The 16282-nt window shown below is 62.1% G+C and carries 14 protein-coding genes and 1 pseudogene; 7 read left to right on the plus strand and 8 right to left on the minus strand.

Translation table 11 applies throughout. The annotated features are described in order from the left end of the window. Nucleotides 1–11 precede the first annotated feature (11 nt). The 5 genes from NKH63_RS25335 to NKH63_RS25355 all read left to right on the plus strand — a co-directional run bounded on the left by NKH63_RS25335 (nucleotide 12) and on the right by NKH63_RS25355 (nucleotide 6172). On the plus strand, nucleotides 12–1541 hold the full coding sequence (locus NKH63_RS25335) for a xylulokinase (protein WP_352919068.1): 1530 nt from the start codon (nucleotides 12–14) through the stop codon (nucleotides 1539–1541). Continuing rightward, a complete protein-coding gene (locus tag NKH63_RS25340) occupies nucleotides 1534–2859 on the plus strand; it encodes an iron-containing alcohol dehydrogenase (protein WP_352642018.1) in 1326 nt (441 codons plus the stop codon). The genes NKH63_RS25335 and NKH63_RS25340 overlap by 8 nt, the downstream gene beginning before the upstream one ends. A gap of 76 nt (nucleotides 2860–2935) precedes the next feature. Continuing rightward, nucleotides 2936–4018 (plus strand): ABC transporter ATP-binding protein, encoded by a 1083-nt coding sequence (locus NKH63_RS25345; RefSeq protein WP_352642019.1) that lies wholly within the window; start codon nucleotides 2936–2938, stop codon nucleotides 4016–4018. Next, entirely contained in the window at nucleotides 4019–5074 is a 1056-nt protein-coding gene (locus tag NKH63_RS25350) for an NAD(P)H-dependent glycerol-3-phosphate dehydrogenase (RefSeq protein ID WP_352642021.1), read from the plus strand. 183 nt (nucleotides 5075–5257) lie between these two features. After that, nucleotides 5258–6172, plus strand: coding sequence for a sugar-binding transcriptional regulator (locus tag NKH63_RS25355; protein WP_352484287.1), 915 nt, complete (start codon nucleotides 5258–5260; stop codon nucleotides 6170–6172). Between the two features lie 52 nt (nucleotides 6173–6224). Here the strand turns inward: NKH63_RS25355 and NKH63_RS25360 are convergent, their stop codons facing one another. The 5 genes from NKH63_RS25360 to NKH63_RS25380 form a co-directional block, all read right to left on the minus strand. Then, nucleotides 6225–6956: an ATP-binding cassette domain-containing protein gene (locus NKH63_RS25360; RefSeq protein ID WP_352642024.1), complete on the minus strand. Its 732-nt coding sequence runs from the start codon at nucleotides 6954–6956 to the stop codon at nucleotides 6225–6227. 2 nt (nucleotides 6957–6958) lie between these two features. Further along, a complete protein-coding gene (locus tag NKH63_RS25365; RefSeq protein ID WP_031194994.1) occupies nucleotides 6959–7939 on the minus strand; it encodes an ABC transporter permease in 981 nt (326 codons plus the stop codon). 203 nt (nucleotides 7940–8142) lie between these two features. Next, entirely contained in the window at nucleotides 8143–9126 is a 984-nt protein-coding gene (locus tag NKH63_RS25370; RefSeq protein WP_502896359.1) for a sugar ABC transporter substrate-binding protein, read from the minus strand. A 39-nt stretch (nucleotides 9127–9165) separates the two neighbouring features. Beyond that, entirely contained in the window at nucleotides 9166–10371 is a 1206-nt protein-coding gene (locus NKH63_RS25375) for a mandelate racemase/muconate lactonizing enzyme family protein (RefSeq protein ID WP_352919071.1), read from the minus strand. Between the two features lie 15 nt (nucleotides 10372–10386). Beyond that, nucleotides 10387–11106, minus strand: a complete 720-nt coding sequence (locus NKH63_RS25380) for a FadR/GntR family transcriptional regulator (protein ID WP_352919073.1) — start codon at nucleotides 11104–11106, stop codon at nucleotides 10387–10389. 342 nt (nucleotides 11107–11448) lie between these two features. Between NKH63_RS25380 and NKH63_RS25385 the strand changes: the two genes are divergently transcribed. Next, nucleotides 11449–12453, plus strand: a complete 1005-nt coding sequence (locus tag NKH63_RS25385; protein ID WP_352919143.1) for a TIM44-like domain-containing protein — start codon at nucleotides 11449–11451, stop codon at nucleotides 12451–12453. Between the two features lie 151 nt (nucleotides 12454–12604). On the opposite strand, the gene NKH63_RS25390 is transcribed toward NKH63_RS25385, so the two are convergent. Beyond that, nucleotides 12605–13702, minus strand: coding sequence for an AI-2E family transporter (locus tag NKH63_RS25390; protein WP_352919075.1), 1098 nt, complete (start codon nucleotides 13700–13702; stop codon nucleotides 12605–12607). 226 nt (nucleotides 13703–13928) lie between these two features. Here NKH63_RS25390 and NKH63_RS25395 point away from each other — a divergent pair, with 226 nt between their 5' ends. Continuing rightward, nucleotides 13929–14765, plus strand: coding sequence for a PA3715 family protein (locus NKH63_RS25395; protein ID WP_352919077.1), 837 nt, complete (start codon nucleotides 13929–13931; stop codon nucleotides 14763–14765). A gap of 323 nt (nucleotides 14766–15088) precedes the next feature. Here NKH63_RS25395 and NKH63_RS25400 read toward each other — a convergent pair. Then, a pseudogene (locus tag NKH63_RS25400) lies at nucleotides 15089–15321 on the minus strand (DUF6429 family protein). 162 nt (nucleotides 15322–15483) lie between these two features. Further along, a complete protein-coding gene (cysQ, locus tag NKH63_RS25405; protein ID WP_352919144.1) occupies nucleotides 15484–16272 on the minus strand; it encodes a 3'(2'),5'-bisphosphate nucleotidase CysQ in 789 nt (262 codons plus the stop codon). Nucleotides 16273–16282: the final 10 nt, after the last annotated feature.

Here is a 16282-nt window from a genome sequence, read left to right on the forward strand (position 1 = left end):
ATGTGGCGGCAATGGTTCCTGATCTCGTCATCGGCATTGATTCCTCGACCTCGGCAACCAAGGCGATCGCCTGGGACCGCAATGGTCTGGCCGTGGCTGAAGGTCGTGCACCGCTTGCGATGTCGAACCCGCGTTCGGGCTATTTCGAGCAGGATCCGGCCGAGTGGTGGACCTCGACGGTCGCAGCGCTGCGGGTCGTGGCGTCGACGGTTCCGCCGGCACGCATTGCCGCCCTTGCCATTGCCAACCAGCGCGAAAGCTTCGGACTTTTCGATGAGCAGGGCCAGGCAGTCGGGCCCGCAACGCTCTGGCTCGATGAGCGCGCCCGGCGGAAGGCACGCCGCTTCGGCGAGAGCTTCGGCGCGGCACGCGTCCACGCAATATCCGGCAAGCCGCTGGACGTCATTCCTTGCCTTTACCGCATGATCTGGTTTCGCGAGGAAGAGCCCGAGATTTTTGCCCGGGTGGAGCGAATGGCCGAAGTCCACGGCTACCTGGTGTTTCGGTTGAGCGGCCTGTGGGTGACGTCCACCGCATCCGCCGACCCGATGGGCATACTCGATATGCGAGCTATGGACTGGTCGAACGATATACTGAACGCGGCAGGCGTCCCCCGGCGCATGATGCTGGACCTGGCGCGGCCCGGCGCCGTGCTGGGCCAACTAACGTCGGAAGCGGCCATGCTGACGGGCTTGCGGGAGGGCACGCCGATCGTCGCCGGCGGCGGCGACGGTCAATGCGCCGGCACGGGCGCGGGTGTGTTGCAGCCGCGATGCGCCTACATCAACCTCGGTACGGCAGTCGTCTCTGGCAGCTTCGGCATCGACTACGTGCATGATTTGGCCTTCCGCACCGAAACGGCGGTCGCCGATGATGGCTATATCTACGAGACGTGCCTTCGCGCCGGTACTTTTCTTGTCGACTGGATGGCGCGCGAAATGCTTGGCGTCGATCTGCATGGCGCAAGCGACGCCCTGGAGGCGCTCGAGGCCGAAGCCGCTACCAGCCGGATCGGCGCAGGCGGCATAATGCTCCTGCCCTACTGGCAGGGCGTCATGGATCCGCACTGGGATAGTGCTGCCCATGGTGTCATTGCCGGGCTTTCCGGGTCGAGCCGCCGCGGCGACATCTATCGCGCCGTGCTGGAAGGCATAGCGCTGCATCAGGCCGCGACAAGTCAGCGGGCCGCTGCGGCTGCCGCCCAGACCATCGACCAGTTCATAGCCATCGGCGGAGGAGCGAAGTCCGACCTGTGGATGCAGATTCTGGCCGATGCACTCGACCGTCCCGTAATGCGTTCGACGACAGTGGAAGCCTCTTCCCTCGGCGCGGCGATGGCAGCGGCCAAGGGCGTGGGCTGGTTTTCCACCATCGCCGAAGCGTCGCTCGCAATGGCCAGCAAGCCGGCCAAAACCTTCGAACCGGACGCGAAACGGGCCGAGCTCTACGCCGAGCTTCTTGCGATCCATGCCGATCTTTGGCCTACGCTTTCAGCCTGGAACCAGCGACTCGCGGCCTTCATGGAGACCGATCATGGCTGAAACGACCAACTGGAACGCGTTGATCGAGGACGTTGTCGCGGAACGCTGGAAAGATCCTGAGACAGGCGCGGCTGCCGTCCTGCCGTTCCAGACGATCGAATTGCTGGAGACGACGGAGGGCCGCGAGGCGGATCTCGTTGCGCCCCTGGGGCTCGGCCGTCGCATCGCTGTTGTGTCCGATGTCAACACCGTCGATGTGATGGGCCGGCGCGTCGCGAAGGCGCTGCGCGCCATCGCCGACATCAGTGAAATCGTTCTGCCTGACGGCCTCGACTGCGACGAGGCAACGATCCAGATGGTCAGAGAGAAGACGCGTCATGCCGACGGGGTCGTGGCCGTCGGGTCCGGCGTCCTCAACGACAGCTGCAAGCATGCAACCTTCCTCGACGAGCGGCCCTATGCCGTCTTCGGCACGGCCGCCTCAATGAATGGCTACGGCGCCTCGACAGCGTCGGTGACGTTGGCTTCAGGGCTCAAGATCTCGCTGCCCTCGCACGCTCCGCGGGGCATCTTTCTGGATCTTGGTGTATCGGCCGCAGCACCCGCCTGGCTCAGCGCCGCTGGGCTCGGCGACAGCCTCTGTCGTCCCACCGCCCAGATCGATTGGTGGGCTTCGCATCGGCTGTTCGACACCTACTATTCTGCCGTGCCCTACCTGCTGCAGGCGGGCGATGAGGAACCGATGCTGGCCCATGCGCCTGGTCTTGCCAGGCATGACGTCACCGCTGTCGGGCATCTCCAGCGCGTCTTGACGCTGTGCTCGATGGGTGTGTGCTTCGCCGGCGTTTCCCATCCTGGATCCATGGGAGAGCACCAGATTTCCCATTGGGTCGACATGTTCGCGCAAGACCATCATCCCGGCACCACGCACGGTCAGCAGGTCGGGGTTGCCTCGCTGGTCATGGCGCGTCTGCAAGCGCGGCTGCTGGACAGGAAAGAGCCGCCGCAGGTGAAGCCGACCGCCATCGACGAGGCGGCGATGCTGGCCCGCTACGGGGCACAACTTGGACCACTTTGCATTGCCGAGATGAAGAAGACGGCACTCGACGCCAGCCAGACGGAAAGCTTCAACCGCAGGCTTGCGGAAATCTGGCCGGCCCTGCGCCAGGAGGTTCGGCCCATGGCAATGCCGATTGCACGCATGGAGGCAGCACTCAAGGCTGCCGGGGGGCCGGTCACTGGCGCGGAACTAGGCCTGCCGCGCGCGCTTTGGCACGACGCCATCCGCTATTCGCGAGAAATCCGCGGCCGATGGTCCTTTGTCAATCTGGCCGCCGATGCAGGGCTGCTGGAGGAGTTTCTGGAGAGCGAATGGTGAGAGCGCATCCGATCGCCAATGGCTCGCATGGCGACGTGGAACCCAACCGGCAAGAGCAATCGAAGGATAACAATTTATGGCGTCTGTCACCATCAGCAACATAAAGAAGGACTATGGCGCCCTCTCGATTATCCATGGACTCGATCTCTCTATCGAGGATGGCCAGTTCGTCGTTCTGTTGGGGCCGTCCGGCTGCGGCAAGTCCACACTGTTGCGCATGATAGCCGGTCTCGAGCCCATCACGTCCGGTGAGATCACGATAGGAGACAGGGTCGTCAACACGCTTCATCCCAAAGACCGCAACATCGCAATGGTCTTCCAGAATTACGCGCTTTACGCGCACATGACCGTCTTCGACAACATGGCGTTTTCCATGCAGTTGAAGAAACGCCCCAACGAAGAAATCAAACAGAAGGTGGGATGGGCGGCGTCGATCCTCAATCTGACGCCCTATCTGGAACGGTACCCTCGCCAGCTTTCGGGCGGCCAACGGCAACGCGTCGCCATGGGTCGCGCCATCGTGCGAGACCCAACTGTCTTCCTGTTCGACGAGCCGCTGTCCAACCTCGACGCCAAGCTGCGCGTGCAAATGCGGACGGAAATCAAGGAGCTCCACCAGCGGCTGAAGACCACCACAGTCTATGTCACGCATGACCAAATCGAGGCCATGACCATGGCCGATGTCATCGTCATCATGCGCGACGGCCACATCGAGCAGATCGGGCGCCCGCTCGATGTCTACGATCGCCCGGCAAACCTCTTCGTCGCCTCCTTCATCGGCTCGCCCGCAATGAACATGTTCCATGGCGAGGTGGCTTCCGAGCGCGACGCCTGGGTGGTGCGGACCGACGAGCTATCCCTCCCGCTTCCGCCAGAGGCCGCGGTCCGGCCCGGCCAAAAGGTGATCTATGGCATTCGGCCCGAACATCTTCGACCTGTGGCAGACGGGCGCGGCATCCCGGCGAGGATTACGGTTGTCGAGCCGACTGGCCCCGAAATCCATATCTTTGCCGCCATGGGCAACATTGCGATCTGCTCGGTGCTGCATGATCGCATGGAGCTCTCTCCTGGAGCTGTGATCCACCTGGAGCCAGCGCCTGAGCGAATCCACCTGTTCGACCAAGGCAGCGGCGAGCGGCTGGACAAGGAAAGAAGCTGAATGGCGCAGATCATTATCCTCGGCGCTGGCGTCATGGGCTCCGCCATGACGCTTCCGGCCGCTCACGCGGGTAACCGCATCACTCTTGTCGGCACCCATCTCGACGAGGAGATCGTCAGCTCTGTGGCCGACACAGGTCATCACCCTCGCCTCAACATCACTCTGCCTGACGCGGTGGCCGCCTGTTCCTGGACCGAATTCGGGACGGCGATGAACGATGGAGCCGACCTGCTTGTACTCGGCGTCTCGTCGGCCGGCGTTCCTTGGGCGATCGACCGCATTGCTGAAAGCATCAAGTCGCCCGTGCCGATACTGATGATTACGAAAGGACTCGCCGCGAGCGACGAAGGCATCGAAATCCTGCCGCATCTGCTTGCCCGCGAGATTGAGCAACGTACTGGCTTGTCGATCCCGGTAATGGCCGTCGGCGGACCTTGCATTGCCGGCGAACTGGCCGCACAGCGCGATACCTCGGTGATCGTGGCCGGACACGATCCCGACCAGGTGGCCGCGGCGTCACGCATTCTGCGCGCGCCTTTCTATCATGCGCGACCATCATCCGATCTCATTGGCGTCGAGATCTGCGCCGCTTTCAAGAACTTCTATACACTCGCCGTTGGGGCTCCCGTCGGGCTGCTTGAGCGCGACGGCAAGGCGCCCAACGGTGCGCTCATGCACAACCTTGCCTCGTCGCTTTTCTCGCAGTCCCTCGCCGAGATGGCGATTCTGGTCGAAGCTCTGGGTGGAAAAATCGAAACAGTGCTGGGGCTGGCCGGCTCCGGCGATCTTTATGTGACCTGCCAGGCGGGCCGTAACGGTCGCATGGGACGCCTGCTCGGCCGCGGCCTGCCCTATTCCGTGGCGAAGCGCGAACATATGAGTTCGGACACGGTCGAGGGGGCGCAACTGGCGCTGGACCTTGGTCAGGCTTTGAAGAATATGATGGGCCGGGGTGTACTTCCCGATGATCGCCTGCCGCTGACGACTGCCATCATCGACGCGATTTGCCATGATGCTCCGCTGGTTTTGTCCTTCGACCGCTATCATCGAGGCTAGCGGAGCCGGGGAAACTCGATTGATGCCTCATATCGATGAGCACATGGCTCGGCCGAGCCCGCTCTGGACCCGCTGCCGCGGAGTGGACAGGATGATCTGATGGAGAAACCAGCACGAAAGAAACGCGACGGCCGCCAAGCCGTAACGAGTTCCGTCACGGCCGATCGCGAGGAAGGGCTGCTCGTGCGCGCCGCCTGGCTTGCTTATGTCGGTGACCTCACCCAGGCGCAAATCGCCAAGTCTCTTGGCCTGACCCGCCTCCGCGTCAACCGGATGCTGGCGCATGCGCGCCAGCGGGGGATCGTTCAGATTCGCATCAATTCCAAGGTGGCGAACTGCATCGAGTTGGAGAACCGGCTGCGGGACGCCTATGGTGTCTCGGATCCAATCGTGGTCCCGACACCGCCGGATCCTGCTCTGGTGCCACAGGTCATCGCAGCCGCCGCCGGCGAAGCCCTGTCGCTTAGAATCCGTGACGGGATATCGGTAGGCGTGGGATGGGGGCGGACGCTCCAGCTCAGTCTGCGGTCGGTGACCGTGCGCCCGGTCAAAGGAATGTCGATCGTTTCCCTGCTTGGCGGGCTCACACGTGGATCGGCGATCAACATCTACGAGATCGCTTCCCGGCTCGCGGCGCTCTTCGACGCGGAATGCTTCTACATCGCAGCACCGGTGTTCACGGATACCGAGGCCACACGCGATCTGCTTATGCGCCAGTCTATTCTGGAAGACGCCTTCACTCATGCCCGCGACGTTGACGCCGCTTTCGTTTCGGTGGGCGCGGTGCACAAGGACGCCACCATCTTTCGGATCGGACTGGTAGGAGACGATGATCTCAGATCACTCCGCGAAGCCGGAGCGGTCGGCGATATTTGCGGCCATTGGATCGGCGCCGACGGACAACTCGTCGATCACCCGCTAAACAGCCGCGTCATCGGCCTCGCCCCCGAACATCTGCGCGACGTCGACACTGTGATCCTGCCCTCCGGCGGCCTCGACAAGGTTCCGGTGCTGCGCGCCGTGTTGCGTCTGGGAGTCGTCGATGTGCTGATCACCGACGAGAAAACCGCTGAGGCTATTCTTGCGGAAAAGTCGTAGCGCAGACTGATCTCCACCAGCAGAGTGGCTCGCGAGTGATTGCTTCTTCACGTCACAGCACCTCGTGGATTTCCTCGATCGAAGTCTCGCCGATCGGCTTGTCCAGAATGATCTCTCCGCGCGCCATCGCCACGACCCGGTCACAGCATTCGAAAACATGATGCATGTTGTGGCTGATGAAGACGCTAGTGATGTTCTGGGCCTTGAGGCCACGAACGAAGCCGATCACCTTTCGCGTCTCCTTCACCGAGAGATGGTTGGTTGGCTCGTCGAGAATCATGACTTTCGACTTGAAATGCATGGCCCGGGCGATCGCCACGCCTTGGCGCTGGCCGCCCGACAGTTCGCCGACCAGCGCGTCGGGCGACCGCAGATGCAGGTCGACGTCGGCGATCGCCTTGACGCTTTCGTCACGCATGCGCTTCTGGTCCAGGATGCCGATACCGAAAACCGAACCCTTCACCGGCTCGCGTCCGATGAAAACGTTGCGGGCGATGGTCATGGTCGGGACCATGGAATTGTACTGGTAGATCGTCTCGATGCCGCGTTCCATGGCATCGCGCGGGTTAGAGAAGCGGACCGGTTCACCTTCGATCCTGATCTCGCCGCCATCGGGCTTTTGGGTGCCTGAGAGGATGTTGATCAGCGTCGATTTGCCGGCGCCATTGTCGCCGACGAGGCCCAGTGCCTCGTCGGGATAGATATCCAGCGTAACGTTTTTCAAGGCGTGGACGCCGGAATACCATTTCTGGAGTCCCTTGATCGCGATGATGGGGGCCGCCATGATCAGGTCTCCACCTTCATTGCCCTGCCCCGCTTTCGAAGCCATGCGTTCATGACGACCGCGAAGATAGTCAGAAAGCCGATCGCCATCTTGAACCAGTTGGCGTCAACCTGGCTCAGCACCAGTCCGTTGTCGATGACGCGGATAAGAGCAGCCCCGATGATGCCGCCGAAGATGGTGCCGATGCCACCAGCCAGCGAGGCGCCACCGATGACGGCGGCCGACACGGCCTGCAGCTCCAGCCCCTCGCCGATCGACGGCAGCGGGGCGCCGAGCCGCATCACCTGAATGGTACCGGCAAAGCCGGCGAGCACCGAACAGATCATGAAGCAGGCGACCTTCACCCGGGCCGTCGGGATGCCCATCGATTGCGCGGCGGGCAGAAAGCCGCCGGTGGCGCGCACCCAGTTGCCGAAATTCGTGTGCGACAGGAGCACGGTCACCAGGATTGCCACGGCGAGAAACCAGAAGAACGACATGCGAAAGAGGTCGCCCGGTCCCACATAGACCGTAAACAGCCATTTGGGCAGAGCGTTAGCTGGTATGACAGGAGGGAAGCCGCCGGAGATTACCACCGTCAGCGAACGCGCGATGAACAGCATACCAAGCGTGGTGATGAAGCTTGGTATCGCGAAACGAATCGTTATGAACCCGTTGAAGAAGCCGATGAGGGCAGCGATCGCGAGGCCGGCGGCAAAGGCCGGCGCGAACGGAACGCCTGCCGCGAGCATCACCGCCATGGTCATCGGGGTCAGCGCAAAGACCGAGCCCACCGAAAGATCAAACTCACCGCATATCATCAGCAGGGTCACGCCGATCGCGACCAGCCCCATTTCGGGCAGCAGCCCAAGCATTCCGCGAAGGTTCTGTGTGTTCAAAAATACGCCGTTCGAGCGAATCTGAAAGACAATGAGGAGCAGGAGCAGGAACACGACCGCCGCAAGCTCCGGCTTCTCCAGATAAATCTTCATCAAACGCTTCATCATTCGCTCCGGCTCGGGATCGTTTCCGCTGGTTATCGCATCGGCAAAGGGGATGGCGGCAGTCTGTCTTCTACCGCCCTTGACGGGGAGATGCCGCTGGAGGATGGGGACGGAGCCAACGCCCAAGACCGTGTTGGCTGGCCCTCCCCCTTGTCCAGCCGACCTCTCCCCGTAAGAACGAGGAGAGGACGCCGGCTTCGTGCCTACCGCACGCCCTTTGCGGCCAGTTCCTTGAGCTTTGGCACGTCTTCCTTGACGATGATGCCCTTGCCGGTGTCGATGTCTGCCGGCAGCAGACCGATGTTCTTGGCGAGATAGGCTTCCATCACCGGCATGAAGCCTTGCATGTAGGGCTGCTGGTCGACTTGGACCTGGATGTAACCCGCTTCCATCTGTTGCAGGACTTCCGAGACGATATCGAAGCCGCCCATCAGCACCTTGCCCGGCTCGATGCCGCGATCGATCAGCACCTGGGCGACGTAGGCATGCCAAAGGCCGGTGTCGAAATACACCGTGGTGTCGGGGTGGGCAGACAGATAGGCGCCAACACGATCGGCGACGACGGCGCCATCTGTGCCGGTGTCGAGCCGTTCAATGACCACTTCGCGTCCGCCATTCGCGGCCTTGTATTCCTCAAGGAACTTCATGACGCCGGCAGCGCGCTGTTCCGACCAGTTCTGACCGGGCGCGGAGACGCCGACGAGCGCCCTGATCTTGCCTTCCTTGGGGAAGAACTCGGACATCTTCTTGCCGAGTTCGTAGCCGGCGGGAATGAAGCCCTGGCCGATGAAAGCCTGGCGGGCATTGCCGGCTGCTCCCTCGGTGTCGTCGACATTGGACGCGATGACCGTGACGCCGGCAGCGCGGGCGTCGGCGATGATCTGGTCGAAGGCATTGTTGTCGACGATCGAGGTGATCAGCGCGTCCGGGTTTGCCGCGAGCGCCGCCTGCATGTTGGCCGATTGTTGCTCGATCGAGCCTTCGGTCTGCGTGAAGACCATCTGGCAATTGGCCTGGATCTTGGCGCAGGCGTCGTCAAACCCCTTCTTCACAGCTTGCCAGAACGGGTTTGACGCCGACGAATGATGTGTGAAGACGATTTTCATCGGCTCCTGCGCGCGTGAGCCGATTGCCGAGCCTCCAGCCAGTACTGCTCCCAAGACTGCCGAGATAAGTAGCTTCTTCATGGTTCTCCTCCTCCGTAGAAAGCTGCTTCAGGTTCATTTTCAGAGAGTCGATGCGTCAGTCACCCGTCGAAGCGCCGTGAAGGCGCGATCGATCTCCGGGTTCAGTTCCATGCCGAGGCCCGGTCCGGGAGGCACGGTGATCATGCCGTTCTTCACCTGCGGCAAAGCGGTCACAAGATCGCGGTACCAGGTCTTGTAGAAGGCCCTGACACTCTCCTGGACAAGTGCGTTCGGCGCATTCAGCGACAGGTGGGTCGATGCGCCGAGCACAACTGGACCGGTGCAGTCGTGCGGCGCGACTGGCAGGTGCCATGCTTCAGCCATGGCAGCGATCTTGCGCGCCTCCGAGAGCCCGCCGCACCAGCTGATATCGAGCATAATGACGCCGGCCGCCCCGGTCTCGAGAAGGTCACGGAAGGCCCACCGGGAACCGAGCGTCTCCGAAGCCGATATCGGCGCCAGCGAAGCCTCGGCATAGCGTTTCAGGCTGGACAGGCTGTCCATCCTGATCGGATCTTCGTGCCAGAAGGTCTTGTAGGGGGCAAGCTCGCGGGCGATCTGCATGGCCGGCAGCAGCTGCCACATTGAATGGAATTCAACCATGATGTCCATCTTGTCGCCGACCGCATTGCGGATTTTCTCGAATGGCGCCAGCGCGGAATTCAAATCGGGCTGCGAAATATACAAGCCGCGCGTTCTCTCGGCGGCCATGTCGAAGGGCCAGATCTTCATGGCCGTGATGCCTTCCTCCAACAACGAATGCGCCAGTTCGTCGGCGCGGTGAAGGAAGCCGTTCAGATCATCATAGGCGTCGCCGGCCTTATCCAGCCCGTAATTGGCCGTCGTCTGGCCCGTGGCCTTCTTGATGTATTCGGTTCCAGCACACGTGTTGTAGGTCCTGACCTCGTGCCGGGTGAACCCGCCGAGGAGTTGTGCGATCGGCTGACCCGTGGCCTTTCCGAACAGATCCCAAAGCGCGATGTCGAAAGCGGAGTTGCCCCTGACTTCCGCGCCCGTCGATCGGAAACCGAGGTAGCCGACGAGATCGGCGGCAAGCAGGTCGATCTGCAAGGGGTCGCGCCCGATCACGCGCGGTGCGACATACTCGTGCAAATACGTCTCGATGGTTTCGGCCATGAAGAAGGTCTCGCCCAGCCCGACGAGACCTTCGTCCGTGTGAACCAGAACCCAGAGAAGGTTCGGCCGCTCCTTGAGCCGCAGCGTTTCCAGTTTCGTGATCTTCATTGCGCGCCCCGCTCCTCAGGCGATGCCGGCCGCCAGCAGGGCCTTGACGCTCTCGTCAAAATGCCTCGCCATCAGGTCACGAGCGGACTGGGGATCACCGGTCGCGATTGCTTCGGCGAGCTCGATATGGATCTGGATCATCGCCAACTGCTCGGCATCCGAAGGGCGGCTCCGCCAGCCGATCGGCCAGGTCTGCCGCGATACGCGCTCGAACGCGCCGACGATGAGGCTGAAAACCGGATTCTTTGCAGCCTTGGCGATTTCGATGTGAAAGGCGAGATCGTGCTCCATGACCTGTTCGGGCTGCTGGAAATTCTCGCGCATGGCGAGCGCGTGCGTCCTGATCCTTTCCACTTCGTCGGCTGTTCTGCGCAAGGCCGCCAGCATGGCGGTGCGGGTCTCAATCGTGCGGCGCACGTCGTAGATTTGCTGCACCGTGATCTGTTCCGTGTGGACGCCATGCTCGATCACCAGTGACATGGCGCCATAATCCAGCTCGGCGACGGTAGCCCGTCTGCCTGCCCTAAGGTCGATAAGCCGCATGGCAGCGAGCGAGCTGAAGGCCTCGCGAACCACGGTACGCGAGACGCTCAATTGTCTCGAAAGCGCGGCCTCGCTGGGCAGCCGGTCGCCGGGCCCGAGTTCATGCGCGCGAATATGGCGCGTGATCTCGCCGATCGTATTGCTGACCAGGCTCGCTGCGTCCGAATGTTTTGCGGATACCGCCGTGCTCACGCGATCTCCAGTTAAGGGGCCAACCTGTATGGCAGGTTTTCCAGATGTGTTGATAGTACGCAAGAAAGATGTATGTCAAGATCAGGCGGGCCGGCGTCGTCGCCAGGAGACCGATGGCAAGAGGCTTGCACGAAAGATGCTCTTGACGCGCCGGTCGGCCGGGTGCAGGAGCCCGCGCGGTCGAGCAGGCGATCGTCTGCTTGGCGCGCTCGACATTCTCGTCGTGAACAGCGGCGGGCCGCCGACCATGTCGTTCGAATTTTCTCGGCGGACGATTCACTGATATTTCGATCGACGCACCCCATATGGGTGGACAGAGTGTCACTTGAGGACTTGCCTATGTTGATTTCGCGTTCGGGACGGTTTGCAGTTTTGTTTGCGGGATTGTTCCTGGCATTTTCCATGGTCGCTGTGGATCACGCCGATGCGCGCCGTGGCGGCAGCTTCGGCAGTCGCGGCATGCGCACTTTCCAGCCGGTCCCGCCGACCAGGACGGCGCCACAGCCTGCCGCACCGGTCGAGCGCTCGATGACGCCCAATGCGGCAACGAACAATGCGGCCCGCCAGCCGCAGGCATTCCAGCGCCCAGGCTTCTTCAACGGTCTCGGTGGATCGATGATGCGGGGGCTGCTGCTCGGCGGCTTGATCGGCGTTCTACTGGGCCATGGGTTCGGCGGCTTGGCCGGCATGTTGGGTCTTTTGCTCCAGGTACTGGTGATCGGCGGCGCGATCATGCTGGCGATCCGCTTTTTCCGCTCGCAGGCGGCGCAAAGCCCGGCGCCCGCTATGGCCGGTGCCTCGCGGGGCACCGGGACCTTTGGGCGAAGCGCTGCAGCCCGGCCCGAGTCGAGCAACGCCACAGCTTTCGCCATGCCAGGCATTGGGTCAGGATTTGGCGGAACGAGCCAAGCCAATCCTTCCCAAGCCAATGCTGCCGATGAGATCACACTCACCCAAACCGACCTCGACACGTTCCAGCAAAGGCTGACGGAAGTTCAGGACGCATTCGGGCGCGAAGATCATGTTGCTTTGCGCCGGTTGGCGACGCCCGAGATGGTGTCCTATCTGTCCGAGGAACTTGCCGACAATGCCAAAAAGGGCGTCAGGAACGACGTGTCGGACGTCAGCCTGTTGGAGGCCGATATTGCGGAAAGTTGGCAGGAGGGTGATCGCGACTACGCGACGGCTGCTTTGCGCTATGAGTCTCGCGACGTGACCCGCGATCGTATCAGCGACAAGATCATTGAGGGCCAGGCCGATCGGCCGACGGAGACGACCGAACTGTGGACCTTTACGCGCCAGAACGGCGCAGAGTGGAAGCTCGCCGCGATACAGCAGCCTGGCTGATGTGCTTGCCTTGATTGAAATGTCTGCCCAGAGGTTGTTCAGGTTTGCCGCTATCACTCGAAGGCCAAGCCGCCCTTTCCGGCGCTTGATCTTGGGTAGGGTCACGGTCAGATCACCGTATTTGTGAGCAGCATTGACCTTGTCTTCGCGTTCAATCCGTCACGGACTGATGCGGTAGCTCAGTAGGGCGCGTCGTCGCCGCGTCGGGCGGGTCAGTCAATCGATTCTTCAGCACATCAATGAGGCTGATGGTGATGGCGATCGCCGCGGGGCCGAGGACAAGGCCGGATGCACCGAACAAGACAATGCCGCCGACCGAGCCGATGAAGGCCACCACCGTGTGGAGGCGCAACCGATTCCCGACAAGCATCGGATAGAGCAGATTGTCGATGCCCCCGACAATTACGCCGCCCCAGACGGTCAATATCGCCGCGCTGGCCCAAGCCCCCTCCAGTGCGAGATAGACCGCCGCGGGCACCCAGATCACAAACGCCCCGAGCACCGGCACGATGGCAAGAAGCCCCATGACAAGGCCCCAAAAGACCGGGGTGGACAGGCCGAGCCACCAGAACATCAGGCCACCCAATGTTCCCTGAACGGCGGCGACGAACACGGTGCCGAGCAGTGTCGCATGGACGGTCTCCGCAAAGCGGGACAAGATGTATGCTGTCTCCGGAGCGCGCAGGGGAGAAAGGCCCGCGACGGCGTTCAGGGCATGTTGGCGATCGCGCAGAAAATAGAACAGAAGATAAAATGTCAGGCCGAACATCGCGACCTGATAGATGGAGCCACGCAACAGCGATGTGCTTTGTCCCGTCAGCCATTGTACGAATGCTGCGACGGAGCCGGCTGGATCGAATTGGTTCTCAATCCATTGGGCAATAGCCGAAAGCGTGGGATAGCCAGAGATGAAGCCGTCTGCGTCCCAATCACGGACGACCTCCTCCAGATAAGTGGCTCCGTTTACCGCCTCGCGAACGAGCTGCTGTGCGACGAGTACCAGCGGCATGCCGGCGGCAATCGCCGCGACGGTCACCGATATTAGCGCGGCCAAGTTTCGATTTCCGACCCGTCGCTCAACCCAGCGATGAGCCGGAGACAGGATGATTGCCAGGACGAGCGCCCAGGTCAAGGCGGGCAAAAAAGGCCACGCCAGCAGATAGCAGACATATAGACCGATCGCCGTCGCTGCCAGGACGCCGAGCAATCTCAATTGTTTCACGTCCGGCATCTGTTTCAGATCGGGCACCTCTCGCTGTCTCGCAAGCCCAGCGAGCCTAATGAGTTTCTTGAAAAAAGGGCAGCGTCGGCTGCGGTACTCCTGCGGTGAGGCTGCCGAGGAGGCGCCAATCTTATCGCCGTGCCGACGGCCCTGCCGCAACCGACCATGCCGCCGCTTCCGTTAGCCCTGTGCGCCGCCACCAATCTCGCGTAGACATGCCTGCCCGCATCCAGCGCTGCGACGTGAGAAACCCATGCGAATATTGCTGCATACCCTCTTCCTTTTCCTCGACCTCGCCGCCGCAGGCCTGTCCTCCGCCCGGGCCGCGGCGGGCGATTGCGGCGATGCCGCCGCCCTGGTGCAGCAGGCCTATCCCAAGGCTCGAAAGAGCGCCGACGGCACCTCGTTCACGCTTGAACCGCATACCAGCATCGCCTCAACGCTCCCGGAGAGCGAAGCGCCATTTGGCCTGGTCTGCAAGATCTGGCCAGCCCATGACGACCTGCTGTTGGTCGCGGTGCCACTGATCGACAGCGGTAACGGCGACCACCTGCATGTCGGCGATATCGAGCTTCTGGTCGTCGACAGGAAGAGCCTGCGGGTGCGCCAGCGTCTGCTCCAGCCCGGTCTGATGACCGATGATGCAATTGTCATCAGCAAGGTGGAATTCGACACCGGCCGTTATGCTCTGGCCCCCGATGTCACCGCATTCGGCCTACGCATCGAAATGGAACACCATTCGCTGACCGCTCCCTTCACTGAAACCGACCTGCGGCTCTACGCTCTCGCCCGCGGTGAACTCCACGTGGTGCTCGACGGCCTCGTGGTGGCCGGCTCTGGCGGCGACAGCAATGGTAGTTGCGCCGGATTCTTTCATTCCAGCCGGATCAGCCTGGCTATGAGCCCGGCGAGCCATCATGGCTATCACGACATTACCGCGGTTGAGCGGACAGATACCGACAATCCCTCCCCCGACCAGGATGGCGAATGCCAATCCCATCCCGGCAAGCCTGTGAAACGGACCTACAGCCTGCGCTACGACGGCAACCGCTATCCGGTTCCCACGGCACTCAAAGTGATGGGGTTGTGACGAGGCCGCGTCCTTGCCTTAAGTCGTCACTGCCATCAATTCCGGTTGAAAGGTATCGGCCATCAATTCTCTCGTGGTAGGGGCGCTCAAGAAAGCATCTTGCGGATGGATTTCGCGCCAATGCCGTCGACATTTGAGGTTCGCGGCTGCGGTGTTCTCTGCCACTGCCTTAACAGACTGGATGCGCCCGTTGGCGTAGGTGACGAAGACGAATTTGGCCGCACGGCGAGAGCACTGGCCGTCCCGCCTGCGGTCAGCGCGCCGCCGGTACCGAAATTCAGCCATGTGCGCTATCAGCTTAGGCGCCCGTCCAGCGCTCTGGCTCATGGCGCCGGGTGGGTGAACAGGGTTCGGAATAGCTCCTCCGCACGCCGCAGCCCTTCATCTGTCAGAACCACTGACTTCGCCTTGTTTGCTGGATTCGCGATCAGCCCCTTCCCGTGCAAGCGATCCAGAGCATCCCAATCCAACTCCTTCCAGGCGCGCCTCTCGCATGCAGTGTCAGCCAAAGCAGGCCCAAAACAGTATCGTCAATGTTGTCGGTGTCGATCTCCATGCAAGCAGTCTAACACGCGAAGGCGTCTCTGCCACGGGCCACACCGGATGGTTACTCCTTGCCGCGAGGGTTCGGCTGAAAATAAGTGCTTCACTTAGGCGTCGCGTGTGCGACAGCGTCACTTGCGGGGCGACGAGTCGGGATCGGAGTTGATCATCGTGCCTAAGCGGCCGTGGCAGCCTTGCCGCTGGCAATGAAATGCGGATTGGCGAAATCCTCGTCATCGCTCTGGTTGCGCTTGCCGTAGGCGAGCGGCTTACCGTCCAGCGTACGCGTCATGCCGCCGGCAGCGCGTAGCACTGCGTCACCCGCGGCAGTGTCCCATTCCATGGTGCGGCCGAAGCGTGGATAGACGTCCGCCTCGGCGCCGGCGACGAGGCAGAATTTCAGCGATGAGCCGACCGAGACGATCTCGGCAGCGCCCAAGGCCCGGATATAGGCCTCGGTCTCAGGCGTGTTGTGGGACCGGCTGGCTACGACGGTCAGCGGCGCCACACCGGCCCTTGCCGAAATCGGCTGGCGATCGACGATCTCGTAGTCGTCATTGATCTCGATCGCTTCCGCCTTGCCCGGCCGGCCGGAAAAGAAGCGCCCGGTGCAAGGCGCAAAAACGACGCCGATCTCCGGCACGCCATGGCGAACCAGCGCGATGTTGACGGTGAAATCGGTGCGACGGTTGACGAATTCCTTGGTGCCGTCGAGCGGATCGATCAGGAAGAAGGCATCGCCGAGATCCGGCGCCATGATGCCGGCCGAAGCTTCTTCCTCGGCCACGCATGGAATCTCCGGAAATGCGGCGCGCAGCCCGGTAAGGATCATCTTTTCACTCTCGCGATCCGCCTCCGTCACCGGCGAACTGTCCGACTTGCTGTCGACCGCGCAGCCGGCATGAAACACGCGCATTACCTCGCGCCCCGCCGCTAAGGCAAGGCGCTCGAAGACGGCGAGCATCGCTTCGTCG

This window comes from Mesorhizobium sp. M0960 (assembly GCF_040319055.1).
Classification (GTDB): Bacteria; Pseudomonadota; Alphaproteobacteria; order Rhizobiales; family Rhizobiaceae; genus Mesorhizobium.